Below are 24,079 nucleotides of genomic sequence, written 5' to 3'. Positions count from 1 at the left end.
CTTTGTCCTTGGATTTCAACCGCTTTAAGCGGAAGATATTCTAAGAAATCCAGGGACAACAGCGATCGGAAGAATGTTCCGTACTCGTAGCGATGACTTTTTCAGTGGCCTCCAACAAGCAGGGAACCCCTTTGTCAAAATGTTGTAATCGGATAAATTGTTGTTGTGTTTGAACCTACTGCTTCCGGATATCCCATGGTATAGTCAAGGAAAGCAACGATCTTATGGGTAACGGGGAGGAAGGAACTTGGTTTTGCAGCGCAGCGCGTTTGAATCGCTTCCTTTGGGAAGCATTAAGCCTGAAGGCTGGCTCCGAAATCAGCTTCGTATACAAGCTGACGGCTTAACCGGGCATTTGGAGGAGCATTGGCCTGATGTTGGGCCTGATAACGGCTGGATTGGAGGCCAAGGGGAGAGCTGGGAGCGGGGACCTTATTATTTGGACGGTTTGCTGCCGCTTGCGTATCTGTTGGAGGATCAGCGGCTTATTGCCAAAGCGAACAAATGGGTCGAGTGGACGCTGGCCAGCCAGAGAGAGGACGGCCAATTCGGTCCGGCACGCATTGAAACCGTTAATCGGGACGTCGATAGACGGCAGGATTGGTGGCATACGATGATTATGCTCAAAGTGCTGATGCAGCATGAGGAGGCAACGGGGGATGAGCGCATCGTTCCTTTTCTAACCCGCTTCTTTGATTATGTCCGGCTGCATATTATCGAACAGCCCCTGCGAGGCTGGGCCGAGGCGAGAGGCTCTGAAATGCTGTTATGCATTCTCTGGCTGCATGGACGGACCGGACAGGAGGCGCTGCTTGAGCTGGCAGACATTATTGCGGAACAAACAACCTCATGGAGCGAAATTTTTCACGATTTCCCTTACTGGAGAAAAATTGAGAAATGGGACTGGACAACGCATGTAGTCAACGTTGCCATGGGACTGAAGCTGCCGGCCATCCGCTATCTGCTGCATGGCGACCCGAAAGAGCGCGACTCCGTACATAGAGGAATCGACAGCCTGATGACATACCACGGGCAGGCGCACGGGATGTTCTCCGGCGATGAATGGCTGTCCGGCACGCATCCGAGCCAAGGAGTGGAGCTGTGCGCGGTAGTCGAGTATATGTATACTTTGGAACAGTTAACCCGCATCTTAGGGGAGGGGAAATTCGGAGATATTCTGGAACGCGTTGCCTTTAATGCGCTGCCGGCAGCAATCTCCCCGGATTGCGAGCCTCGCACCAGTACGATCAGCAGGTCAATCAGATCGTCTGCAACGCAGCTCCCCGAAACTGGAGCAACGGCCCGGAGGCCAATCTGTTCGGTCTGGAGCCGAACTTCGGCTGCTGTACCGCCAATATGCACCAAGGCTGGCCCAAGCTTGTCTCTCATTTGTGGATGAGCGACGGCAGCGGCGGCCTGGCGGCGGTTTCCTACGCACCCTGTACAGTGCAGGCGCGCGTCGGCTCAGGGACACCGGCCAAGATCGAGGTGAGCGGAGCCTATCCTTTTAACGAAGACATCGTTTTGAAAGTGACTTTGGAGAAGAAAGAGCGGTTTGCTCTAAGTCTGCGCATTCCGGATTGGTGCGCCGATCATTATAGTATCCGTGTGAACGACGAAGCTATCCCGGCAGCGGCCGTCAATGGCTATGCCAAAATAGAACGGGAGTGGCAGCCAAACGACCGAATCCTTCTCTTTCTGCCGATGAAGGCGCGGACAGCCGCCCGCAGCGGACATGCGGTAGGTGTGGAGCGGGGACCGGCTGGTCTACGTCCTGCCCATCGTTGAAAACTGGCAGTGTGTGAGAAGAAGAGAACGGTTCCACGATTGGGAGCTTTACCCTGGCTCGCCTTGGAAGTATGGACTTCTCACGGATACTCCCTTTGAGGTCAGTTCTAAAGAACCGGCTTACCAGCCGTTCGACGCTTCGAACGCACCTGTCAAGTTGAAGGCGCGGATGCAGTTGGTTCGCAATTGGCAGATGGAAGGAAACAGTGCGGGGAGCCCGCCGCTGCATCCCGATACGGAAGGCCAGCCGGTCGTGGAAATGGAGCTGGTTCCTTACGGCTGCGCGAGACTTCGCATCGGAGAATTCCCGGTTATCGGGAAACGGAGAACGAGAGAATAAGCGGATAAGCGAATAAGTGGGGCAAGCTCCTACTGTCCGTTGTATCGGTTGAATACCGGTACCGGGCAGAGGAGCGAGGCGGCGGAATCAACGGTTGACTAAGCCATTTATTGCCTACATACTTAGAGCATATCCCATTTTATTGAAGAAGGTGAGTAAATGAGCAGGCCGGTAGGGAAAAACAGAGGCATCCTATTTTGGAAAAATTTAAGCTTGGTCCTGCTGATTACAAGCATCCCGATCGCATTCATAGGAATTCTGCTGTACATCATCGGGACCGCGCGAATTGAAGCGGAGATGAATAAAGCGCACCAAAACCAGCTGAGCCAGTCGATTCAGCAGTGGAACGATTATATGACGAATTTGGAGCATTCGGTGGTCCGGCTCGCCTTCGACCGCAGCTTGGACGAATCGCTGCAGCAGATGGATTTCGTCAAGGATTTCCCCAAGACGAACGAACTTATGAAATCGTTCTCATTAATGACCGAATCGAACTCGCTGATCAACAGCGTCAATTTATATTTGCGCGGTTCGGATAAGCTGATCGGTGACGAGCTGGGATTTCAAACGATTCGATCGGACGACGAACTGGAGCTGCTGAATTCCTTGCTGGATAAAGAACGGACCATTTACTGGAATTACAGCCTGAAGAAAATAAATGAACCGGATTCGAAGTACAAGGCCATAATTATCAAGCTGCCCGGCGGTCAATTGTACGGTTCGTTCGGCGCTTTTATCATTTATTTGGATCAGAACAAATTGGATACGATGGTACAGAAGCTCGTTTCAGGAGAAGGAGTTTCTTTTCTGTTTAATGAGAATGGGGACTATTTAACGGGTACCGGTTCAGGTTCCGGATCTGTGTCAAAGGCAAGCGCACCGCAGCTGCAAAGCCTGAAGGATGCTTTAAAGGAAAAAATCAAAAACGAGAGCAATGCCGAAAGCATGTTCAAGTATGAATGGGATCACACCGCCTACTCCGTATCGTACGGAAAAATAGCCAAGCTCGGCAGCAAATGGACTGTCGTATCGGCTACCCCGCTTTCCCAGGTCACCGCTCCGGTGACGGATCTGTCCATGCTTATTCTATGGATCAGCGTGACCGCCTTGACGATCGGGCTGCTGCTGTCCTGGTTCGTTTCCAATACGATGTACGCGCCTATTGTGAGGCTGAAGCATTTATTCGATGCCCCAAAAAACGGGAAAATAGAAGAGAAGGACGAAATCACCTATATTGAAAATCAGTGGAGGCAGCACCTGGAAGAAAGGAAAGCGCTCTCCATTAAAATAAAGCAATCCGTTCCGGTGCTTCGTGAAAGCTTTCTGCTCCAATTTTTGCAGGGCAACCTGTACAACCACTCGGAGCGGGAGATTCTGGAGAAGCTGCGGCAGCTGGACTGGGATGTGGAGCATCAGCGATTTGTTGTGATGGCGGCGCAATTACACGGGTTATCCGAGCTTGGCGGCAAATGCACGGACCGGGATGAGCAGCTGATTACCTTCGCGGCATCGAATATTTTGGCAGAGCTCTGCTCCGTGGAACTGAGCAAGGTGCATGTCATTCACTTTCAGGATCTATCGGTCGGTGCTTTGTTCGCGCTGGATGAGGACTATTCGAACGAGAGGATCAAAGCTTTCCTCAATAAGCTCGCCCATGATTATATCGCTGCGGTGAACAATGTTCTGCGGTTGAAGGTAACGATTGTGACGGGAAAAATATCCGGCTCGATCCTGGAGACGCCGCATGTGCTCGATCAGACGCGCAAAGCGCTGCGGTTTCGCGACCTGCATTCGTCCAATCAACTGCTGGACATGAATCATATCCGGGTGGAGACGGCGCATGACAAGCATTTTCCAGCGGATCTCGAGAGGGAGATCGTGCATGCCGTCAGCATGGGACTGGAAGAAGAGGCGGTTCGCCTCATTCGGGAATTTATGAAGGAGCTGCAGAGCAATAACAGCACCGAATTCATGGTCCATCAGGGGATGATGAAGCTGCTTGGCTCCCTTCACGACACGATCCTTAGGGCTGATGTGAACCTGTATACGCTGTATGAAGGCGCTCATCTCTATGAGCAGCTGATGCAGCTCTCGGAAGCGGAGCAGATCGTGGAATGGTTCCAATATAAGCTGATCCGGCCTTTTATCAAGACCTTGTCCGTCGCTTACGATAATCAGATACGGGAATTAATGGATAAGCTGCTCACGCAGATTCAGCAGGAGCTGCTGCTCGATCTCTCGCTTGACCGATATGCAGAGCAGCTGCAGATGAGTGCATCCAAGCTCAGCAAAGTGTTCCGGCAAATTAACGGCATCAATTTCATCGATTACGTCATCCGGCTGCGCGTTGAGAAATGCAAGGAGCTGCTGGTACAGACCGATATGAAAATCAATGACATCGCCGAGATGCTGCATTACCAGCCATCCCATCTGATTCGGCTGTTTAAGAAAAGCGAGGGCATCACCCCAAGACAGTATCGTGAAAAACATCAAGGCGTCGAGCCGGCAGCTCTGTGAAGCAGCAGCGATAGCCGCCCAAGCCCTTCCCCGATGCCCTGCGGCAAGCGCGGGAGGGGCTTTGCTATCCTCTCGGGTTCCCTCTCCAAATGTGGCGGGGCAACTGCTTCAGTGCCCCGAATCCCTTATAGGGCGCAGGTTTTTAGCCTCCGGAAAAAAAGACGATCGCCGGAAATTTTGCACGGGCATCGCGATAATTTATTATCATTGCCGTTTTTGTGGAAGCGCTTTAAATTTAGCCTATCAGCTGATTCCGGATGCAGCTTGCGTCACTAAGGAGGGTGAGGATCGAGTGCAGCTGATAAATCAGACTATAGAAGGGAGAGAGAGAGAGATGGCGATGGATGAGGCTAAGCTGAGGAATCAGGCAGTAATGAAGAGAAAGAGCAAGCTGATGCTTTGGTCTGATCTGAAACGCGACAAATATTTATACCTGCTTGTTTTGCCGGGAATACTGTATTTTCTTATCTTCAAATACTATCCGATGTGGGGAATCATCATAGCGTTTCAAGATTATTCCCCTTATATGGGCGTGTGGAACAGCGCCTGGGTGGGAATGGAGCATTTCATCCGGTTTTTCACGAATCCGAGCTTCTACCTATTGTTTCGCAATACGATGATGATCAGCCTGTTAAGCCTGGTGTTCTTTTTCCCTCTGCCGATCGTGCTTGCTTTATGTATGAATGAGGTAGGCAACAAATATATGAAACGGATTGTCCAGTCCATCGTGTATTTGCCGCATTTTTTGTCCTGGGTCATCATAGCGGGAATTACGTTCCTGCTTCTGTCTCAGACCAACGGCGTCATTAATCTGATGCTCGACCATATAGGGTATGGCAAGGTCGATTTTCTGACGAACGAGAACTATTTCTGGACACTGCTCACCGCTCAAAATATTTGGAAAGATACTGGGTGGGGGACGATTATTTTTCTGGCAGCCATGACGGGCATCGATTCGCAGCTGTATGAAGCGGCCAAGATCGACGGCGCGAGCCGGATCAGGCAAATATGGCATATTACGCTGCCGGGCATTCGCAATGTCATCATTATTTTGCTGATTTTGCGGCTGGGACATATTATGGACGTCGGATTCGAACAAGTGTTCTTGATGTCCAACGGGGCCGTAGCCAATGTCGCTGACGTGTTCGAGACGTATGTATACCGAAACGGCATTCAGCAAGGGCAATTCAGCTACACGACGGCGGTAGGCTTATTCAAGTCTGTGATCGGGCTGGTGCTTGTCGTATGGGCGAACTGGACGGCCAAGCGTTTTGGCGAAGAAGGCGTTTATTAAGGAAACATGGCGCCGCATACGATCGACGACGGAAGGAGGCATCGGCCTATGAGAGAAAGCTTGGGAGATCGAATATTTAACGTCATTAACATCCTGGTCTTGATTGTCGTTTCCATCATTACTTTATTCCCTTTGTATTATGTGTTTGTGGTGTCATTTACCGAGCCGAGCGAATTTGCGGACAAAAACGGCTTTGTCCTGCTGCCTGCCCACTGGAGCCTCGGCGCTTACGAATATTTGCTGTCCACTTCGGCGTTTATTAAAGCGACGGGGGTCAGCACCTTTCTGGCAACGGTCGGCACGTTGTGCAGCCTGATGATTACATCGGCCTTCTCCTTCGGGCTCTCCCGCAAAAGACTGCGCGGCCGGAAGCTCATGCTGTTTATGGTGATGTTTACGATTTTATTTAATCCGGGCATCATTCCGCTCTACCTGCTGGTTCGCGACCTCGGTCTCATTAACAGCATGTGGTCGCTGATCATTCCCGTGCTCACCAGCGGCTGGTATGTCATTCTGATGAAAAGCTTCTTCGACAGCATTCCGGCAGAGCTGGAGGAAGCGGCGATGATCGACGGATGCAACGAGCTCAGTATCTTCGTCCGCATCATTCTTCCGCTGTCGGCTGCATCGCTTGCTGCGTTCGGACTGTTTTATGCGGTAGCTTATTGGAACACGTTTTTCAGTGCGGTGCTGTACATTAACGATTTTACGAAAGTACCGCTGCAGATCGTACTGCGCAACATGCTCATTGATTCGGACACCGCTGTAGGGGGCGCATCCGCCGTTGAGATGGCTTCAGATAAGCAGCTGCCTACCCAGACGATCAAGATGGCGGCCGTAGTCATCTCCACGCTCCCGATTTTGATGGTATACCCGTTTTTGCAAAAGCATTTTACAAAAGGCGTTATGCTGGGCTCGGTCAAAGGATAACCGCCACGCATGCTTGCCTTTCCAAACAATCCAATATTAAAAATGACGAGGAGCTGTTACTATGCGTAACTTTAACGATCTGGAAACGAATTGGCGTATCGAGAGCATTGAGCAAGTGGTGGTAAAAGGAGAACGGCGCAGATTGGCCGGCTGCAACGCGAGACTCGGCGTACACGGTAAAGAAGTAAGCTTTCCTCTGGTCCGCGTGACGATTGGCGGCATTTCCGGCTACGGCTGGTCGAGAATTACAAAAGAGAACGCGGAGGCTTTGATCGGCAGCCCGGCTCGGGATATTTTCTCTGCGGAGCAGTGGATTGAAGACCGGTTCCAAGCGATTCAATTCCCTCTGCTGGATTGGTTAGGGCAGGCCCGAAACCAGACGGTCTACGAGCTATTGAGCGGGAGCAAGCCGGCGGAGCCGCTGCGGGTTCCGTGCTATGACACTTCCTTGTACTTCGACGACCTTCACCTCAGCTCGGATGCAGACGCGGTTCGCCTGCTTCAGGAAGAGGCGATGCAGGGCTACAATGAAGGCTTCCGCGGCTTCAAGATCAAGGTGGGGCGCGGCGCGATGCATATGGATTTAATGGAAGGCACCCGGAGAGACATTGCGATTGTCAACGGGATTCGTGAAGCGGTCGGCCCTGACTGCAACATTTCGATCGATGCGAACAACGGCTATAACCTGAACCTGACGAAGCATGTGCTTCTTGAGACGGCGCAGTCCAAGCTGCTATGGATCGAGGAAGCGTTTCACGAGGACGACCGGCTGTACCGCAATTTGAAGGAATGGATGGCAGAACGGCAGCTCAATGTCCTGATCACCGACGGTGAGGGGCTTGCGGCGAAGCCGATCGTCGAATGGGCGGAGCAGGGGCTTATCGACGCTATTCAGTATGATCTGAAAGACTACGGCATAGTAAACTGGCTGAAGCTTGCCAAGCGTCTGGCCCTCAGCGGAGTGAAGGCTGCGCCGCATAACTACGGCGGATTTTATGGCAATTATGCTTCGGCGCAGGTATATCCGGCCATTGAAGGCTTTATGTTCGTAGAGTGGGATGAGGCGCAGATTCCTGGGATCGATACATCGGGCTATTCCATTCAAGACGGCAAAATTATCGTTCCGTCCGCGCCCGGCTTTGGACTGCATGTCGATGCGGCTTTTTACGAAAATCAGGTTCGCAGCAGCGGGTGGCGCGTATAGCTGTCCTGACCGTGTTTGTTAGACCAACCTTATATTATTTCAGGGGGATGATTTCTCTATGAACAATCGCAATCAACACAGGTCCAGGAAGTCGGCTTTTGTCTCGCTCTCCATTGCTGTGCTGCTCTCTTCGGTTACGACGGCGTGCTCGACTTCGACAGACGCACCTCCGAAGGACGGAACGGCCTCCAAGGAAGAGGCTCCGCCTGCAGGCAAACCGACGGAAATCAAAGTTATGGCGGATTACACTATCGCGCAGCCGCCTTCGCCGGACAATCCGGTGCTCAAGGAATTCGAGAAAAAGACGAATACGAAGCTAACCGTTCAATGGGTTCCCGGGGGAGATTATGCAGACCGTGTGAATGTGGCTCTGGCCGCAGGGGATATCGCGGATTTGATTAAAATTCCGAGCATCACGACGCCTTTATTCCGGCAAATGGTGAAGCAGGGAGCTTTCTGGGATTTGACGCCTTACGTCAAAGATTATCCGAATCTGATGTCGCTGGACGCTAAAATATGGAACAACACCAAGATTGACGGGAAGAACTTCGCCGTACCGGCTGGCCGACCGCTCGACGGCGGCGGATTCTTCTCCATTCGCAAGGATTGGCTCGATAAGCTCGGTCTGCAGATGCCTACGAACATGGATGAGCTGTATACAGTGATGAAGGCCTTCAAAGAAAATGCGCCGGACGGTAAAAAGGATACGATCGGCTTCACGATGCGCAGCGCTCAAATGATTGAAGAGGTGTTTACCGGGACAGTCGGCAAGTGGAAGGAAAAAGACGGCAAGCTCGTCAATATGACGCTGGAGCCCGAAGTGAAGGAGTCTATGATTTACCAGCGCAAGCTGTATCAAGAAGGATTGATTCCGCAGGACTTCCCTGTTCTGAAAGAAACGCAGTATTGGGAACTGGCAACCAGCGGGCGTGCCGGGGTTACGGCGGAAACGCCTGAGGCGTTGTTCCGCTACACGATGGATCAATGGAAAAAGGATCCGAAGGTGGCCTGGACCCCGATCGTCTCGCTGAGCCCGAAGGCCGGCGGGAAGCAGTATGTCTCTCAAGGCTCCGGCATGAATGGCGTGCTGGCTATACCGAAATCGGTGCCGGAAGCGAAAATGAAGGCGATCTTGAGCTTCATTAACTACGGCTCCGGCGGCGAAGGACTGGATTTGACGCTATACGGCATTAAGGATGTTCACTATACGATCGTAGACGGCTTGAAGGTTGCAAACGATAAAGCGGTTGCGGACAGTGTAGGCACTGGATCGTGGGGCAAAATGTTCAGCACGCCGGTCGTCGACCTGTGGCAGTACGCAGCCGGTATGCCCAAGGAGATTTATGAGCGCAATATGAAAATCGCCGGAGAGCGTTCGAAAATTTCGGTGGGCGATCCGACAATCGGGCTGGTTTCGGAAACCGATCTTAAAATGGGCGCCGACTATAACAAGAAAATTTCGGATATGAAAACACAGGTTATTATCGGTAAAATCCCTATGGAAGAATGGGATAAATATGTAGAGCAGCTGAAGAAGGATTCAAACTACCAGAAAATTACAGAAGAGATGAATGCGGAATACCAGAAACGGAAATCTCAGAAATAGCGAGAGAACGAACAAGTGAAAGCACGAGGAAACGGATAGGAAAATCGATTAGAAATTCGCATAGAAATCGGGCAGTATTCGAAATGAGGCGGCGTTAACGCAGCATTTGTGAACAGAAACGTAAGTGTAACAGGGAGTGCATCGAATAGATGTGCTCCTTTGTTGTTTAAGAAAGCTTCTGGCCAGGTTCGCCTACGACTTTAGAAAAGCTTAATATGTTTACATAATAAATAATATGTAAACATATTAAGACTATCAGGTTAGATGGCTTATTTTGCACCCAATCTATCACCCTTGCCTCCAAACGCTCATAGATTATAGAGATTCCTAAATAGGAGGTGGAGAGACATGGATGAATTATTGTATTTCTTTCATCGATTGGTGTGCTACTTCAAGAAATGGTCGATCAGACGGCTGTTGAAACGCTTTTTGCTGGAGCAGATTACTGTAGAAACCAGCGGCGGAACTGTAGCGGGAACACTCATTGGCGTCGGCTCCGATTATATTGAGCTTCTGGAGGCCACCGGAGATCGCGTGCTCGTCCCGCTTGAGAGCCTGGACTCCTTTGCATAATGAATCTCGTTTTTATTGAATTCATCGAATGGATGACTCTTGAAGACAGAGGAGGTGGCACGGATGAATTTTGCCAAAAAATGCGCTCAATATATTGGATATGACGTTGAGATTGTGAACCAAAATCATTTTATCGAAGGCCGCTTGATCGGAGCGAACGCGAACCTTCTATTCGTTCAGACCCAATCCCCCGGCTACGCGCCGGAGCCGAAAATTGCGCACGTATTGAACAGCAGCATCGGCTATGTTCGAATTTTGGCGGAGTAACCAGGGGGATCGATAATGACTGCGCCGATTATGTTTTATCCGGGAGAACCGGTCCATTCGCCTCCAGCATCTGAATCAACCATTGCTTCCAAAGCAGATAGGGTTCCTTGCTGTACTGGGAGATGCTGTCTGAGCGCAGTCTGCGATGGTACAGCGGATCTCCGCCGGCGGAGACGGCAGCTTGAGGGTCATTGTACAAAAACCGGGCCACCATTTGTATATCCTCATATTTGCGGCCTCCCAGAGGCGCATGGGTCCACCAGCCGCCCACGGCGCGCAGGGTGTCCGTTCGGAAGCAGCGAGGGACAAGCGGATGCCCCGCTTCCGTTAAGCTCCTCCAGCCGGCTGCCGCAGGAGCCGCCGCGATGCGCCGGCTGTACCGGAAGCCCCGGCGGGGCGAAGCCGTCCAAAGCTCGTGATCCCCATGCAGCAGCTGTGCTGACGGATAGCTGTCCCCGAGCTGCAGCAGCCGCTCCAGAGCATCCGGCGCCAGCCAATCGTCGGCATCCAGCTCCAGCAGCCATTTGCCGCGTGCGAGCGATAACGCTTCGTTCAATCGAACAGCCTTCCCCTCATTGCTGCCGCTTCGGATGAGGCGAATCCGGCTGTCCTGAAATAAGGGAGACAGCCGGCTTAAGTCCATAGGAGGCTCGGAGCCATCGTCCATCAGCAGCACTTCCCAATCAGGGAAGGGTTGAATCAGAACGCTGCGGAGCGCCCACGGCACAAAATGGCCGTCGTTGCAGGTACACACAACAATCGAGAAAAACGGTTGGACATCGGGGGCGGCGGACTCCTCGTTCAGCCGGGGGACTGCTTGCGCAAGAACCAGAGGAAGCAGCCGCTGCGTCTCCGCTGCGCGCATCCCTTTAGCAAGCGTGGGCTCAAGCGAAGCGGGAGAAACGGCAGCTTCCAGCTTCTCTGTATAAGTCAGCTCGTTTCCCTGCTGCTGCAATAACGCCCAGCTGGAGCCGGGAACATGCGTAAGCTGCGCATATTTATCCAGCAGGACAAGGTCCTGGAACGGCAGCAGGCTTTTACCGGTAAAACCGTTCGTCCAGCCACGGTTGAGAACGGTTTGGCGGTTCCAGATCAATGGCAATATATGATGGGAACCGGCCTTTAATTGTTGAAACAGAACACCTGTTCTGTATGGTGATAAATGGGCAGTAATTTCTGCCAGCTTATGGATCAAGTTGAGGGTTATATTCAGAGCTATTGGCGACTGCTTTCGTGCAGGAATAATGCATGCGAAGCTTTCGTCCGAGCTCTTCAAGATTTCGTTTATCTGTTCAGCGCAGCTGTCTGCTGCGATAACGACCCGACAACCGCATTGGGCAAGCCAGCCAGCCGTACGGCTGTGGCCGGAACCGAGTACAATGGCTAACATCTTCTTAAGCCTCCTGAATAAGCCAAGCAAGCCGAAAGGTTAGTTTATAGAAACAAATCAAAGAGAAATGGAAGGGTGAGACGCTTGATTATCATATACCCGCCGACACTTGACTGGGGATGGATGAAGCAGCGTCCCCAGCAGCTTATGACCTGTTTGGCCAGAAATGGCCATACGGTTTTTTTCTGTAATCCGAGCTGGTCCGAACCGCGGATCGAAGAGGTTGAGCCGCGGCTTTTTGTCGTCCGGCAGTTCGAGCGCTGGCTTCGTGAAGACTGGCCGGCGTATCGTTCTCAGCAGGCGCAGCAGGAGCAAGTCACGGTGTGGTGCTCGTTTCCCAAGCTGGCTTCCACGCTGCAGCAGTTCGATCCGGATTACATCGTATATGATTGTGTAGATGAGTTCGCTCAATGGGCCCCTTATGAAGCGGAAATGGTTCGCACGGCCGATGCCATAATCTGCACATCAGAACGCTTGTTCGCAAATAAGAAAAGAAGCAGCCCGGGAAAAAAGCTCGCTCTGATCCGCAACGCTTACGATAAGGATATGATGCTGCATATCGATTCGTTACAGCCTGCGGGAGAGGTGAACAACGATGCTGTTTTTGGAAGGCCTCCGATCGAGCGAGGAGCCCTTTCCTTGCAAGATGCGGTTCCCATCATGCCGCTCGAACGCGAAGGCAGCAGCAGCGCCGCGCTGAAGCGGGCCGTCTATATCGGCGCATGGGCACCGTGGGTGGATGATATGCTGCTGCGCCGCTTGGCGGATGCCATCCCCGATGTCGAGGTGCTGGTCATCGGTCCCGAGTTCGGCAAGCCGTTTCCGCGGCATGTGCCAAATAAGCGGCTCCGCTTCCTTGGCCTCAAGCCGCACGCGGAGCTGGCGCATTATATACGGCAGGCTGACGTGCTGCTGCTGCCTTTCCGTATCATGCCGGTCACGCTCAGCACGAATCCGGTGAAGCTGTATGAATATCTCGCCGCAGGGAAGCCTGTCGTGTCTACGGCGCTTCCGGAGGCGAGGCTGCTTCAGCCGGAGGTGGATGTTGCCGCCACACATGGAGCCTTTATTGAGCTGGTGAGGCACCGGCTACAGCATCCGGGAGACGCTTCAGCACGAACCGCCTTGGCGCTGAAGCATACGTGGGAGCACCGGGCTGCTCAGGCCGAAGCGCTCTTAAAGGAGCTCACAAGGTAAAAGCCAGACTGACGAGAAACCCGCCTTAAGTGAAAATGAGCACAGACGCAGGTGGGATATCTAAGCTTATGAAGCCCGTTTTTCTTCAAAACTGCTTAGTCTATCTACCGGAGCACCTCCACCGCGTGAAGGTTTGCTCAACAATGAATTGCACACCGTCAAGGACATGAAAAAAGGCAGTCTCGCTATGTGCGGAGAATGCCTGATTTTTTTGATTTAGGAACGGTCTTGCAGCTTATCCTCTATATCTGCCCTAAGCAGCTGAAGCGCGCTTCGGCTGGCCATCTCTACCTCGCGGACATAGGGCATAACCCGCTTCATCTCGTCCACGCCGTTGTTTAGCCACCGCTCCAAGCCATCGCGGATTTCCTCTTCGGTCGAAGATCCAGGGAAGTAGTTCGCTTCCAGGCCGAACTGGGCGAGCAGCTGATATACTTTGCACATGGTGCTGATGCAAAAGACAGGAACGCCGCCGCGAATCGCAGCCACCGCAGGATGCAATTTGAAGGTAATCAGATAATCGACGGATTGAATAGTGCTGTAGGTTAACTCCAGCTCGTAATGAGGCTGTGAGGCCTCCACATGCGCGTTCGGCTCCAGCTCGCGAATGCTGTTCTGCAGCTTGACGCAAGCCAACATATCCGAGTAAGGGTTGCTGGCATGGTTCAATACCGGAATGAGCAAAATTCGGAAGCCCTGCATCGCGTATTCCGATAAAATGGAAGCCATCATCTCAAAGGGGAAGGAGCTGTACGTGTGAATGCAGACGCCGATGGTTCGTTTGCCCTCCGGCTTCAGAATGGGATAGTGCGGCTCTTCGTAGCCGAACACGATGTCCGGCACCGTAGCGATGTTGCCATGAAGCTGATGCTTGCGGCAAATAGCCGCCGAATTTGCATCCCTCGTGTACAAGCAGTGCGCGTGGGCCATCCAGGCGCGATGCTTCTCAATCTCGCCGGCCGGCCAGCTTGAGTCTGGATAGTTGTCCACCACGCCGACACCGTAGATCCAGGCCGGATGGTTGATCAGGCTTGGAGGAAAATAGTTCGAATTATAATGGTATGGGATAATGAGATCCCCGCCGCCTACAATGACAGCATCGATCTGTGTGGAGTCGATAAGCGAGCTGTGCGGGAAAACCTCATGTCCCCGAAACACCTGCTGAAATGTTTTTAAAAATAAATCATCGCCGAAATTTCCCATTCCATAGTACCCGCAAACGCCGATTTTCATGTTCATCTTCCTTTCCAAAGCTTGTTTAATACTTGGTGATAACCGTTATTCTCGGATTCGGTAAACGCATCAGTCCGCGGCTTCCGCTTAAATGAATGGAGGGGCGAGCCTTACGGTGTGCCAGCAGCCCTTTGAACCAGTCGGTGATGTCCAGGGAGAGGGTTTCGTTGATCCGGCAATCGCAAAGAACGTATGTTTGTATCTGTTGTTTCGCTGGTTGATTGGCAAACGTAAGGCGGTGGACAGACCATGGCTTCTCCGTAGACGATATAGTAAGCTGCGCATCCTTCGGCAGCTCGGCATGGCCGTCAAACTCGAGATAGATTCGTTTGATGCGTCCCGAGAAGGGGCACCTTCGGGGGCTGCAGCAAGCATTGATACTCTCCCGCATCGAGCTTGCCGACAAGCACGGGATCGCCTTTTAAGTTTTGCTCGGCATAGTATGAATTCATCGTGCAGTGCTGAAGCGGGTACGAAGTGCTGACAAAGGTATGCTCGGTGAGGGAGGACGGACTGCCGATGCCTACTTTAGCGCTGCCGGCGTGAGCGGGGAGCATCGTGCTTCCCCCAAGACGGGCTATCGGCCCGAAATCTTTTACATGCTGCTTCAAAGCTTGGTCGATGACCGCATAGCGCTGTTCCCAGCTGAATTGCTTGGCAAACAAGCTGCGTTTGGTCACATCCTGCTCGGCTGTCTCCCGTTTCATTTCATCCAGAGATTGTTTTATCGCTGCGACGAACGTTTCCGGCGTATCCGATATTTTGACATAAGGCAGCAGCTTCTGGAGTTCCGGTAAATTCGAAGAAACTACCGGCTTGCCGGCGGCAAGACACTCATAGGCTTTGATCGGATTGGTGCTCTGGGTGATCCGGTTCAGCCTAAAGGGAATGATGCACACGTCCAAATACGACAATATATGAGGCAGCTCCTCGTAATCCTGGTAGCCGAGAAGAAATACATTCTCTCCAAGCGGCCCTGTATCCTCGCGCAGCTCCGGCCCGACGATAATAATTTGGGCATCAGGCATTTGCTGCGCCGTATAACGGATCCATTCTTCATCGACCCATGGAGCCCATGCGCCGATATATCCGATTTTAGGGCCGCTGGCTGGCGGAAGCTGATATAACTGCTCGGTACGATAGTAGGTTGGTAGCGCAACCGGCGCGAAATGCCCCCAATCGCATCCGTTCGGAACGGAGACGATAGGCTTATCTGGCACAAGCTGCTGCATTTTGCTTAACAAATGGTCTGCCGTACAGAAGATGATATCCGCTTTTCCGGACATGGCTTGCTCATCCTCCTCCCAATCGGGAAAATCGTCTACACAATCGTACACGATGTAATCCGCTTGAACCTGTTCGGCAAAGGCGATTTTGCGGCTCCATGAGGTCCAAAGCATTTTCTTGTGGCCCATGCTGAGCTGCGGAAACAAATGGTGCAGAAAATAATCGGCATGGCGGATCACATAGACGTTCGGGGAAGCTTGTTCAATAACAGGCCCTTCGGCATTGTGCTTGTCGAAGTAAAAGACGCTGTGACCATGTTTTCCGAACTGCTCCATCAATTGCTGCGGTCTTTGCTTCATGTAGTTCCAGTTGATTGTCGGCGGGTAAATGATAAGACACATCCGGCTTCCATCCTTTCTATACTTAAATTAAATGGCATTAACAATTTATTATATTAATTTTGTGATAGATTGGTGAGGGTGAAAGTGCTATAATGATGTGTTGGGTTCTTAAACCCAAACGAATATTCCAAGCGATAGTGACGAAAAGTCTAATATAGGAGGCAGAATTGCCGTGATGCAGTATCCTTTTGCCTATGAACCGAAGCAATCCTTCATCCAGCAAGTGAGTGACTGGGTTGCAGACGTGTTCTACGAAATATTACCTGAAGCCGGATTCGAGGTTCGGGATGAGCAAATTTATATGGCCTTCCAGCTGGAGCGGGCCTTTGCCGAGAAAAAAACGATATTTGCCGAAGCGGGAGTCGGGACAGGCAAAACCTTGGTTTACCTGCTGTACGCCATCTGTTATGCCCGTTATACAAGAAAGCCGGCGGTAATTGCCTGTGCGGACGAGTCTCTTATTGAGCAGCTGGTCAAGCCGGAGGGAGATGTGGCCAAGCTGGCACAGCATTTGGGCCTCACCATCGATGCGCGTTTGGGGAAATCGCCCGATCAGTATTTGTGTCTGAATAAGCTTGAAGGCGCACGGATTCGGGACGAGGAGGACGATTTGTTCCAGGATATTTATGAGGAGCTGCCTCGCTTTGTTAATGAGCCGGAGGCGCTTCAATCGTTTTTTCCTTATGGAGACCGCAGACAGTATGCACATCTGAACGATGAACAATGGCGCAAAATCAGCTGGGATTCGTTCCAGGACTGCCTGGTCTGCGATAGGCGGCACCGGTGCGGCCAGACTTTGTCCCGGGATCATTACCGGAAATCGGCGGATCTGATCATCTGCTCCCACGACTTCTATATGGAGCATATATGGACTTATGATGCCCGCAAGCGTGAGGGACAGCTTCCTTTGCTGCCGGAGCACAGCTCCGTGGTCTTTGATGAAGGGCATTTGCTTGAGGCTGCCGCGCAAAAAGCGCTGACCTACAAGCTGAAGCAAGACGTGTTTGAATCCATTATCACACGCCTGCTGCAGGGAGAGATCCGCGAAAAGCTCGCTGTGCTCGTGGAGGAAGCGATTGAGCAGAGCGATACGCTGTTTATGCTGCTGGATCGGCACAGCCAAGCGGTGCCTGGCTCCAACAGGAAGGAAATCAAGTATCAGGAGAATTTGCTTCAAGCTGTCCGCCGGTTTAAAGCGATTCTGGACGATATTGAGGAAGAGCTTGTCTTTGAAAGCGGGCTGCATTCGTTGGATGAATATCAGCTGCGCATCGTTGAAGAGCATTTGGAAATGATTCAACTCGCGCTGAGCATCTTCCTGCAGGCTGACAGGGTGGTATCGTGGGTTACCGAGGAAGCTGACGGTCTCATGCTCGTCATTATGCCGCGGAAGGTCAAAGAGCTGTTAGGCGAGCAGCTGTTCTCCAAGCCGATGCCTATCGTGTTCTCCTCCGCGACGTTATCGGTCGAAGGGTCTTTTGACTACATTGCCGATACGCTGGGCATCCCGAGCTATCTCTCTTTTTCAGTAGCGTCTCCCTATGAATATGCGGAGCAGATGCAGATGGCGGTGCCACGGCTGAGTACGGGTGCTGGCGATGAATTTAAGGAAAAAATGAACGCTGCGGTTCATCTCCTCTGTACGACCGAAGGAAGCGCACTGCTGCTGTTTCCCTCCAAGGAGGAAATGTCGGCATTTCAAGCGGCTATCGCGGAGGAATCTGCCTGTACCGGCATGCGCTTTGCGTTCGAAGGGGAGCGCGAGATCAGTCATTTGATCTCCGATTTTCAGAACGACCGGCAAAGCAATCTATGTGCTTACAGCCTGTGGGAAGGCTTGGATGTGCCGGGACCGTCGCTAACGAATGTGATCATTTGGTCGCTGCCGTTCCCGCCGAACGATCCGGTGTTTGCCGCTATGCGCAAGGATGCGGCGGCTCCTTTTGAACAGGTCGATCTGCCATATATGCTGCTGCGGCTGCGCCAAGGGATAGGAAGGCTGATCCGCTCCAGGGAGGATCGCGGCATTGTCGCTATTCTCGACCAGCGGGTGCATGAGCGCGAGGATATCCGTTCAAAAGTCAAAGAAGTGCTGCCTGCCGGGGTGGAGTGGAAGGAAGCGCTGCACGAGCTGATACCTTTAATGCAATAAAACAGGGATGACAAAAGAAGACCAGGAAACAAAGCCGACACGTTAGTGAGCTTGATCCTGGTCTTTTTGTACGTCTATGTGTATAAGCTTAAGCTTGCTCGCGCCGCAGACGGAAATCCAGCACGAACGTGCCGAAGGGAAGCAAGGATGCGATGACGGCGCCAAGGACTTTGAAGATGGACCCACCGGTGAACGATGGTAACATGAAGCACAGCCAGCAAGTAGAGGGCGAACAGCAGACCGTGCAGCGAGCCGACCCATTTGACAAACTGCGGCAGCCCTGCATAATATTTGAGCGGCATAGCAATTAACAGCAGTACAAGAAATGAAATCCCCTCATAAATTCCAATTGCCCGCAAACGCCCGATGGGAGTTCTGAACATGAATGAAACACATCCTTTTATTATGGCATTACTGTCCATTATACAGCCTATTCTCCGGACGAAACAGCCTGCGGCAGCATCGTTCAGAAACAATTCATACTTATTTATCAGCCCGACTCAGATGATGGAATAAACAGCCTAAACTATCTGTAAATCGACCCTTATACGGGTCCAAATTCACTGCAAAAAAAATTGCACAAAATATTGATTTAGTGCAATTTATGATATAATGAACGAATGGATGAAGCGGCGAGAAGCAGTGCAATTAATTCATGATAGCTGCTGGCACGGATCAAAGGACGGTGAACGATTAACTATGCCGAAGGAAACTGCGCTAACCAACGAATGGAAGCATTGGATTCAGGATACTTATGAAAGCGAGCTGGATTTGTTTGTTATTTCCATGAAGACCAGCGGGATGACCGCTTCCACACAGCGTGCTTATGTTGACGAGGTGCGAAGCTTCTTAAAAACGATTCACCCCAGACAAGTCGCAGCGGTCAAAAGACCCGATATCCTTAGGCACATTGCCGAAATGATGCAAAGAGGCGTCGGTGACCGGGCACGGAATCGGGCGTTGGCGGCCATTCGCGCTTTTTATCGCGCCTTGATCGATATGCAGCATCTGGAACATAATCCGGCGGCCGAGGTGAAGAAGGCCAAGGAAGAAAAAAATCGAACTCCCATCTACCTGGAGGAGCAGGAGCTTGAGCAGTACATATATGAAACTGACGGGAAATACTACCATCGCAACCTATGCATTCTGATGCTGATGGGCTATGCGGGGCTGCGTGTGGGTGAGGTGCACCGGCTTAACGTCGAGGATATTCATCCGAGCGGACATGTCAACGTGCTGGGCAAAGGGCGTAAATGGAGGGTGATCCCGCTGCAGGAAGCGCTTCTGAATCTACTGAACGATGTGATAAAAGAGCGCATCGCGCCTAAATCGATGAAAGAGAATCCGCTGTTCGTTTCACAGTTTGGCCGGAGGCTGTCGCGCCGGATGATCCAGCATATTGCGAATCAGACATTTGAGAAATTAAAGCTAAGCGTGCCGGAGATGGCCAACCGGAAATTTTCGAGCCACAAGCTTAGGCATTCCTTCGGGACCAATCAGATTCGCAATGGAACCGATCTCCGGACACTGCAGGAGCTGCTCGGTCATAAAAGCATTGAAACCACCCAAATTTATACGCACGTTTCCAATAAGCAATTAATCGAAGCGATGGGCAGAGTGAAAATTCCGATTCGAAACTAAATAAGATTGGATCTGAAGAGAGTGTTGGCGCAGACCGATGCTCTCTTTTTCTTCGTATCTCTCTCCTAAATAGTAGGGTCACATAGTAGGTCATGAGACTTATTAAAAAATGCGGAAACAGGCGCTCATTGTATCGCTGCATGGCTGTTTACCGCTAATAATGCAGGGCAGAAGCTTGTTTATTGGCGATTTCTGTCACTTTTTACCCGTGTGATAAGTCCCGGATTACCCGCGATAATAAGCGGAATTACTCTGTTTTTTGACGGGATTAGTTGTTATATTGGAATATATTGCAGCAGGAGTTGATAAAATACGAGAGGTGAATAAATGAAAGCGACCTTATTTCTTTTAGTAATCTTTAGTATGCTATGGTTTCATCTCCCCGCAGGGTCCAGGCGAAAGGAATGGAAGGAGGCAGAGCCAAGGTTTTAGCGACGTCGCTGAATGTCCGCAGCGGGCCGGATCTCCAATCCAGCGTTATTGGCTCACTTCAGAAAAATACAATCGTCACTACGATTACGACGAATTCCTTTGGTTGGACTAAAGTCACTTCCGGACGCATCGACGGATGGGTTGCAGGATATTATTTGCAAGAAGTGAAAGGGACCGCAGCGGTTATTCAAGCAGAGGAGTCTGTTACTTCGAAATCCATGAAAACGGTTTCTGTAAGCGAGGAATCCACTCCAATCCAAAGTAGTTTAAAAAGTAGTTCATCCATTAAAGGAAAGCTGATCGTCATTGATCCTGGTCATGGCGGAAAAGATAGCGGCGGCCTTGGCCAAAAGTACGGTACATATGAGAAAACGATTAATTTATCAACGGCTTTCTATACTGCGGACAAGCTTCGTCAGGCTGGAGCTCAAGTCATTATGACTCGCGATGAGGATGTAAATCCAACACTTTCCAGCAGAGTCAAGCTTAGCGAAAGCAAAAAGGCGGACGCATTCGTGAGCATTCATTATAATGTATCGCCGAAGCCGGTAAGCGGAACGTTAACTTTTTTTTATTCCGAATCTAAAGATATGCCGCTTGCAAGAAAAATCGAAGCCGAGCTGCGTGAAAAGCTCGATTTGAAAAGCAATGGAATTTCGTTCGGGAATTATCATGTGCTTCGTGAAAATGCAAGGCCATCTGCATTAGTCGAATTCAGGATTCTTATCGAACGCTGCAGATGAAAAACGAATTCGTACAGCCGATTATCAAAAAAAAGCTGCCGACGCGATCGTTGAGGGATTAAAGGATTATTTTAAAAGTTAGAGAAAAAGACTGCCGGAAAAAGAAGTTGTCCGGCAGTCTTTTTAAATTTGTAATACATATTCACAAAACCCGTATTTTGTACATATGTAAACCCCAAGACTAGAAATACTAAACTGGCGGATGAATAATAAATTCGCTTTCCCGTCCGTCTTCCCCCAACGGAAAAAATGACGGAAGCAGTCCCGCCTTGCCTGCTCCAGTTCAAACAGCCCGTCGCATTAATCATCCGGAGCAAGTCGGCCAATTTAAAAAACGTGTCGCGATCATCCTCATCAGAATCCATTACGGCAATATGAGGCTCTTGTGATATATTGCGTTGCGTCCATGTCCAGCGAAAAAGAAGAAAAACCTATCTCCTTCCTTCAGCTTCCCTACAATTCCACACTGCCCCACTAGTTGCCATGGCACCAGCCGTCGGAACACCGACTGTGCCTAGGAAGGACGCTATGTTGATATAATGGCCGGTAAGTTTATTTCGAAATACGAGGAGCGTCGCCCGGAAGACATGGAGCAACCCGAAAACATTGATCTCGAATTAGCGCCGGATTTGCTCATCCGACGCTTCTTCTTTCCTGACCACTGGATTTGGTCGGGCACTCGGGGGTCATTTTCATTTTCTTATGCCATGGGCATTTCGTTAAAGAACGTCACGTCTTCAATTGACAGCCTTGTCGTCGAATGTCCGGGCTTCACCGCCTTACCCAGGGCGATCAGCATAATCGGAACATAACGGTTTGAAATACCGAATGCTTCCATGAACTTTTCTTTGTCGTAGCCGCCCATCGGGACTGTATCATAACCTTTGGCGACGGCGACGAGCATCAGCTGCATTGACACTAATCCGCCATCTGTAATAACGCTTTGGCGGACGGCATCAGTCGGCATGCCCGCGAACATATCCGTATATCGTTCAACGAACGATTTAGCCGTTTCCCTAGGCATGTAACCGGCCTCAACCGTCTGACCGTAAATTTTCTCAGCCATTTTATAGCCCTCCAAGTCCCCGAGAACGGCAATGACAGCCGAAGCCTCAACCACTTGTTGTTGATTGAACGCGATCGGAAGCAGCTTTTGCTTCAGTTCCTGAGAGTCAATGACAAGAAACCGCCATGGCTGAAGGTTGGCTCCTGAAGGAGCCAGCGTAGCTTCCCGCAATATTTCGCTTAATTCTTCACGTGAAATCTTGACCTCGGGATCATAGCTGCGGACAGATCGACGTCCTTTAATTACATCGAAAAAAAGTTGTTGCTCTAGCGTTTGAGACCGTTGTGAAACCGACATGGTTCTCTCCTCCTTTTGGAAAAGCGGCATTCAGCATTTTTTGTTTCAGTACAACATTAGTTGTTTGACCAACACTTGTTGTATTTATATGTTATAATAACAACCGAATGGTACGCAATCATCAATAACCATAAACCGTTGTATAGACAACACCATTTCTATAATGTCGTTTTATTGGGGAGATCTTAACCATGACAATTAAAAAGAATGAAGCTGATCCTCGGGTGATACGTACACGGCGACTCCTTCAAGACGCTTTTGCTTCATTAGTTCAAGAAAAAGACTTTGAATCGATAACCGTTAAAGATATTGCAGAGCGGGCTACTGTTAACAGAGCGACTTTTTATGCGCACTTTGTAGATAAATTCGAAATTCTTGAGGCCAAACTAATGGAATCATTTATGACAATCATAAATTGTAGAATAAGCGGTCACGAAGTATTAAATGAAGAAACAATTCAGAGCATTTTTCTGGGTGTATGCGATTTTCACCAGGGTCTAAGCACTATGTGCAAAAGAAGGTATACATCGCTTGGACCTGTATTCGAAATTCAAATAAAGGAAAAAATTCAAACGATACTTGTTTCCTTTATAGACAAAGACAAGATACTATCGAGTTCAAACTCGAACCGGCAATTCTTAATAAATACAGCTACTATCATGTTAAGTTGGGGAATGTATGGGGCGGCTTACGTTTGGAACAATGAGGGGCGGCTACTAAGTGCGGAATCATTCGTTAAACAGACTATGCCCATAGTTATGAACGGAGCCAAAGAACTGCTGGGATAGGTTTTTAACAGATTTTATGCCTTTACGAACGACCGCCCGAGTAGTTATTTGCCGGCGCTTTCGTTTTGACCTGGAGCGAGACTGACCCATGAGCATAAATGTGCTGAACTCGGGAAGCACGAAGCAGTATCCGGTTCCAACATTCGGCAAGGATTTGTTCAATTTTTTTACACTAAATTTCATTTAGGCGAGCCGTCCGTTAAGTGAGCCAACCTACTTTTGGGACAGCTTCTTTTGCATAACTCCATATAATTGAGCATTACTGCCCGTTAGCTTAATCACTTCACTTTAAATGGATCTTCTCAAAATCCGAAATCCTGCTATGTAGGTAGTTTTGTGTCACGAGACTACAATGCAGGGGAATTTGTGCATTTTTCTATGACACAAATTTCCCTACATAAAAAAATAAAAGCCTGATTTCTCAAGCTTTTTCGCTTAGGTTTATATAGGCACTTTTGTGTCATTGGACAATTGGCTCTATTATCCGTTAGGCAGCTTCGGGTATAGCTATATGTTTTTGTCAATTTCGGCTAAGCGTACATGTTCTTGTCTCCCTATACGACGAGACTGATTAAATTGTTATCGGGGTCCTTTATGATCGCATACCGCTCTCCCCACAGTGTATCTCGGGGCTCGAGGAAGCCGTCATACCCAAGCGTCGTCAACTGACGGTACACATCGTTCAGCGCTTCATTGCTGGAGAACTGAAAGGCGAGCTCGGTCCGGTAGCCGACAGGATCTTCCCAGCCTTCAAAAACACTCTTTACCGATTCAACCAGATCGAATGCAAACACAATTCCTTCTTGCTCCACGTCGACGTGATGCGCTTCATCGGCGCCGTCCGGAACAGCCAGCCCCAGGACGCGATAAAAATCCAACGCCCTCTTCATCTTCTCTACGTAAATCGCGACTCGTTTCAACTTTACAGCCATGCTTTGCAGCTCCCCTCGACTTTCTTGATTTTCACTCCCATTATAGTAATTGTCTCTCATA

The 24,079-nt window shown here is 50.4% G+C and carries 20 protein-coding genes and 2 pseudogenes; 16 read left to right on the top strand and 6 right to left on the bottom strand.

The features are described 5' to 3' along the window. Window positions 1-247: 247 nt before the first annotated feature. From ACHHV8_RS14965 to ACHHV8_RS14920, 10 genes are all read left to right on the top strand, one after another. Window positions 248-1,399: a beta-L-arabinofuranosidase domain-containing protein gene (locus tag ACHHV8_RS14965; RefSeq protein ID WP_395159191.1), complete on the top strand. Its 1,152-nt coding sequence runs from the start codon at window positions 248-250 to the stop codon at window positions 1,397-1,399. After that, on the top strand, window positions 1,357-1,788 hold the full coding sequence (locus ACHHV8_RS14960; RefSeq protein ID WP_395159189.1) for a hypothetical protein: 432 nt from the start codon (window positions 1,357-1,359) through the stop codon (window positions 1,786-1,788). Before ACHHV8_RS14965 ends, ACHHV8_RS14960 begins: the two co-directional genes overlap by 43 nt. Beyond that, a complete protein-coding gene (locus ACHHV8_RS14955) occupies window positions 1,745-2,128 on the top strand; it encodes a hypothetical protein (protein ID WP_395163703.1) in 384 nt (127 codons plus the stop codon). The genes ACHHV8_RS14960 and ACHHV8_RS14955 overlap by 44 nt, the downstream gene beginning before the upstream one ends. 159 nt (window positions 2,129-2,287) lie before the next feature. Next, a complete protein-coding gene (locus ACHHV8_RS14950) occupies window positions 2,288-4,645 on the top strand; it encodes an AraC family transcriptional regulator (RefSeq protein ID WP_395159187.1) in 2,358 nt (785 codons plus the stop codon). 373 nt (window positions 4,646-5,018) lie between these two features. Next, complete coding sequence (locus ACHHV8_RS14945; RefSeq protein ID WP_395163514.1) at window positions 5,019-5,939, top strand: ABC transporter permease; 921 nt, start codon at window positions 5,019-5,021, stop codon at window positions 5,937-5,939. Window positions 5,940-5,987: 48 nt separating this feature from the next. After that, complete coding sequence (locus ACHHV8_RS14940) at window positions 5,988-6,869, top strand: carbohydrate ABC transporter permease (protein WP_395159185.1); 882 nt, start codon at window positions 5,988-5,990, stop codon at window positions 6,867-6,869. 61 nt (window positions 6,870-6,930) lie between these two features. Then, entirely contained in the window at window positions 6,931-8,073 is a 1,143-nt protein-coding gene (locus ACHHV8_RS14935) for an enolase C-terminal domain-like protein (protein WP_395159183.1), read from the top strand. A 58-nt stretch (window positions 8,074-8,131) separates the two neighbouring features. Beyond that, a complete protein-coding gene (locus ACHHV8_RS14930; RefSeq protein WP_395159181.1) occupies window positions 8,132-9,679 on the top strand; it encodes an extracellular solute-binding protein in 1,548 nt (515 codons plus the stop codon). A 348-nt stretch (window positions 9,680-10,027) separates the two neighbouring features. Next, window positions 10,028-10,252 carry a hypothetical protein gene (locus tag ACHHV8_RS14925; RefSeq protein ID WP_395159179.1) on the top strand — a complete coding sequence of 75 codons (225 nt, stop codon included), beginning with the start codon at window positions 10,028-10,030 and terminating at the stop codon, window positions 10,250-10,252. Window positions 10,253-10,315: 63 nt separating this feature from the next. Next, on the top strand, window positions 10,316-10,519 hold the full coding sequence (locus tag ACHHV8_RS14920; protein ID WP_395159177.1) for a hypothetical protein: 204 nt from the start codon (window positions 10,316-10,318) through the stop codon (window positions 10,517-10,519). 28 nt (window positions 10,520-10,547) lie between these two features. Here ACHHV8_RS14920 and ACHHV8_RS14915 read toward each other — a convergent pair whose 3' ends face one another. Next, window positions 10,548-11,909 carry a glycosyltransferase family 2 protein gene (locus ACHHV8_RS14915; protein ID WP_395159175.1) on the bottom strand — a complete coding sequence of 454 codons (1,362 nt, stop codon included), beginning with the start codon at window positions 11,907-11,909 and terminating at the stop codon, window positions 10,548-10,550. An 84-nt stretch (window positions 11,910-11,993) separates the two neighbouring features. Between ACHHV8_RS14915 and ACHHV8_RS14910 the strand changes: the two genes are divergently transcribed. Next, entirely contained in the window at window positions 11,994-13,106 is a 1,113-nt protein-coding gene (locus ACHHV8_RS14910) for a glycosyltransferase family protein (protein ID WP_395159173.1), read from the top strand. A gap of 216 nt (window positions 13,107-13,322) precedes the next feature. Here the strand turns inward: ACHHV8_RS14910 and ACHHV8_RS14905 are convergent, their stop codons facing one another. Both ACHHV8_RS14905 and ACHHV8_RS14900 read right to left on the bottom strand, forming a co-directional pair. Further along, window positions 13,323-14,339, bottom strand: coding sequence for a polysaccharide pyruvyl transferase family protein (locus ACHHV8_RS14905; protein WP_395159171.1), 1,017 nt, complete (start codon window positions 14,337-14,339; stop codon window positions 13,323-13,325). A gap of 308 nt (window positions 14,340-14,647) precedes the next feature. Beyond that, the gene (locus ACHHV8_RS14900; protein WP_395159169.1) at window positions 14,648-15,967 is read right to left on the bottom strand and encodes a glycosyltransferase; all 1,320 of its coding nucleotides are present in this window, start codon (window positions 15,965-15,967) and stop codon (window positions 14,648-14,650) included. Window positions 15,968-16,139: 172 nt separating this feature from the next. Between ACHHV8_RS14900 and ACHHV8_RS14895 the strand changes: the two genes are divergently transcribed. Continuing rightward, entirely contained in the window at window positions 16,140-18,119 is a 1,980-nt protein-coding gene (locus tag ACHHV8_RS14895; protein ID WP_395159167.1) for an ATP-dependent DNA helicase, read from the top strand. An 88-nt stretch (window positions 18,120-18,207) separates the two neighbouring features. On the opposite strand, the pseudogene ACHHV8_RS14890 reads toward ACHHV8_RS14895, so the two are convergent. Then, a pseudogene (locus ACHHV8_RS14890) lies at window positions 18,208-18,502 on the bottom strand (DUF3817 domain-containing protein). A gap of 316 nt (window positions 18,503-18,818) precedes the next feature. Here ACHHV8_RS14890 and ACHHV8_RS14885 point away from each other — a divergent pair. From ACHHV8_RS14885 to ACHHV8_RS14875, 3 genes and pseudogenes are all read left to right on the top strand, one after another. Beyond that, entirely contained in the window at window positions 18,819-19,760 is a 942-nt protein-coding gene (locus ACHHV8_RS14885) for a tyrosine-type recombinase/integrase (RefSeq protein WP_395159165.1), read from the top strand. A gap of 368 nt (window positions 19,761-20,128) precedes the next feature. Continuing rightward, window positions 20,129-20,293 (top strand): annotated as a pseudogene (locus tag ACHHV8_RS14880) (SH3 domain-containing protein); the annotation flags it as partial. Between the two features lie 63 nt (window positions 20,294-20,356). Beyond that, a complete protein-coding gene (locus ACHHV8_RS14875; RefSeq protein ID WP_395163513.1) occupies window positions 20,357-20,935 on the top strand; it encodes an N-acetylmuramoyl-L-alanine amidase family protein in 579 nt (192 codons plus the stop codon). A 700-nt stretch (window positions 20,936-21,635) separates the two neighbouring features. Here ACHHV8_RS14875 and ACHHV8_RS14870 read toward each other — a convergent pair. After that, window positions 21,636-22,298 carry a nitroreductase family protein gene (locus ACHHV8_RS14870; protein WP_395159163.1) on the bottom strand — a complete coding sequence of 221 codons (663 nt, stop codon included), beginning with the start codon at window positions 22,296-22,298 and terminating at the stop codon, window positions 21,636-21,638. 191 nt (window positions 22,299-22,489) lie between these two features. Here ACHHV8_RS14870 and ACHHV8_RS14865 point away from each other — a divergent pair, with 191 nt between their 5' ends. Further along, window positions 22,490-23,086 carry a TetR/AcrR family transcriptional regulator gene (locus tag ACHHV8_RS14865; protein WP_395159161.1) on the top strand — a complete coding sequence of 199 codons (597 nt, stop codon included), beginning with the start codon at window positions 22,490-22,492 and terminating at the stop codon, window positions 23,084-23,086. 554 nt (window positions 23,087-23,640) lie between these two features. Here ACHHV8_RS14865 and ACHHV8_RS14860 read toward each other — a convergent pair. Then, window positions 23,641-24,018: a VOC family protein gene (locus ACHHV8_RS14860; RefSeq protein WP_395159159.1), complete on the bottom strand. Its 378-nt coding sequence runs from the start codon at window positions 24,016-24,018 to the stop codon at window positions 23,641-23,643. Between the last annotated feature and the right edge of the window lie 61 nt (window positions 24,019-24,079).

Origin of the sequence: Paenibacillus sp. TAB_01 (assembly GCF_043945595.1) — a bacterium.
In the GTDB taxonomy this organism is placed as follows: domain Bacteria; phylum Bacillota; class Bacilli; order Paenibacillales; family NBRC-103111; genus Paenibacillus_S.
Note: the sequence above shows the minus strand (reverse complement) of the source record. Positions and strands in the feature narration are given on the sequence as shown.

Excerpts from the sequence above, each read along its gene's own strand:
- ACHHV8_RS14960 (WP_395159189.1), top strand. The coding sequence starts at position 1,357 with ATGCACCAAGGCTGGCCCAAGCTTGTCTCTCATTTGTGGATGAGCGAC.
- ACHHV8_RS14950 (WP_395159187.1), top strand. The coding sequence starts at position 2,288 with ATGAGCAGGCCGGTAGGGAAAAACAGAGGCATCCTATTTTGGAAAAAT.
- ACHHV8_RS14945 (WP_395163514.1), top strand. The coding sequence starts at position 5,019 with ATGAAGAGAAAGAGCAAGCTGATGCTTTGGTCTGATCTGAAACGCGAC.
- ACHHV8_RS14940 (WP_395159185.1), top strand. The coding sequence starts at position 5,988 with ATGAGAGAAAGCTTGGGAGATCGAATATTTAACGTCATTAACATCCTG.
- ACHHV8_RS14935 (WP_395159183.1), top strand. The coding sequence starts at position 6,931 with ATGCGTAACTTTAACGATCTGGAAACGAATTGGCGTATCGAGAGCATT.
- ACHHV8_RS14930 (WP_395159181.1), top strand. The coding sequence starts at position 8,132 with ATGAACAATCGCAATCAACACAGGTCCAGGAAGTCGGCTTTTGTCTCG.
- ACHHV8_RS14925 (WP_395159179.1), top strand. The coding sequence starts at position 10,028 with ATGGATGAATTATTGTATTTCTTTCATCGATTGGTGTGCTACTTCAAG.
- ACHHV8_RS14920 (WP_395159177.1), top strand. The coding sequence starts at position 10,316 with ATGAATTTTGCCAAAAAATGCGCTCAATATATTGGATATGACGTTGAG.
- ACHHV8_RS14915 (WP_395159175.1), bottom strand. The coding sequence starts at position 11,909 with ATGTTAGCCATTGTACTCGGTTCCGGCCACAGCCGTACGGCTGGCTGG.
- ACHHV8_RS14905 (WP_395159171.1), bottom strand. The coding sequence starts at position 14,339 with ATGAAAATCGGCGTTTGCGGGTACTATGGAATGGGAAATTTCGGCGAT.
- ACHHV8_RS14900 (WP_395159169.1), bottom strand. The coding sequence starts at position 15,967 with ATGTGTCTTATCATTTACCCGCCGACAATCAACTGGAACTACATGAAG.
- ACHHV8_RS14885 (WP_395159165.1), top strand. The coding sequence starts at position 18,819 with ATGCCGAAGGAAACTGCGCTAACCAACGAATGGAAGCATTGGATTCAG.
- ACHHV8_RS14870 (WP_395159163.1), bottom strand. The coding sequence starts at position 22,298 with ATGTCGGTTTCACAACGGTCTCAAACGCTAGAGCAACAACTTTTTTTC.
- ACHHV8_RS14865 (WP_395159161.1), top strand. The coding sequence starts at position 22,490 with ATGACAATTAAAAAGAATGAAGCTGATCCTCGGGTGATACGTACACGG.
- ACHHV8_RS14860 (WP_395159159.1), bottom strand. The coding sequence starts at position 24,018 with ATGGCTGTAAAGTTGAAACGAGTCGCGATTTACGTAGAGAAGATGAAG.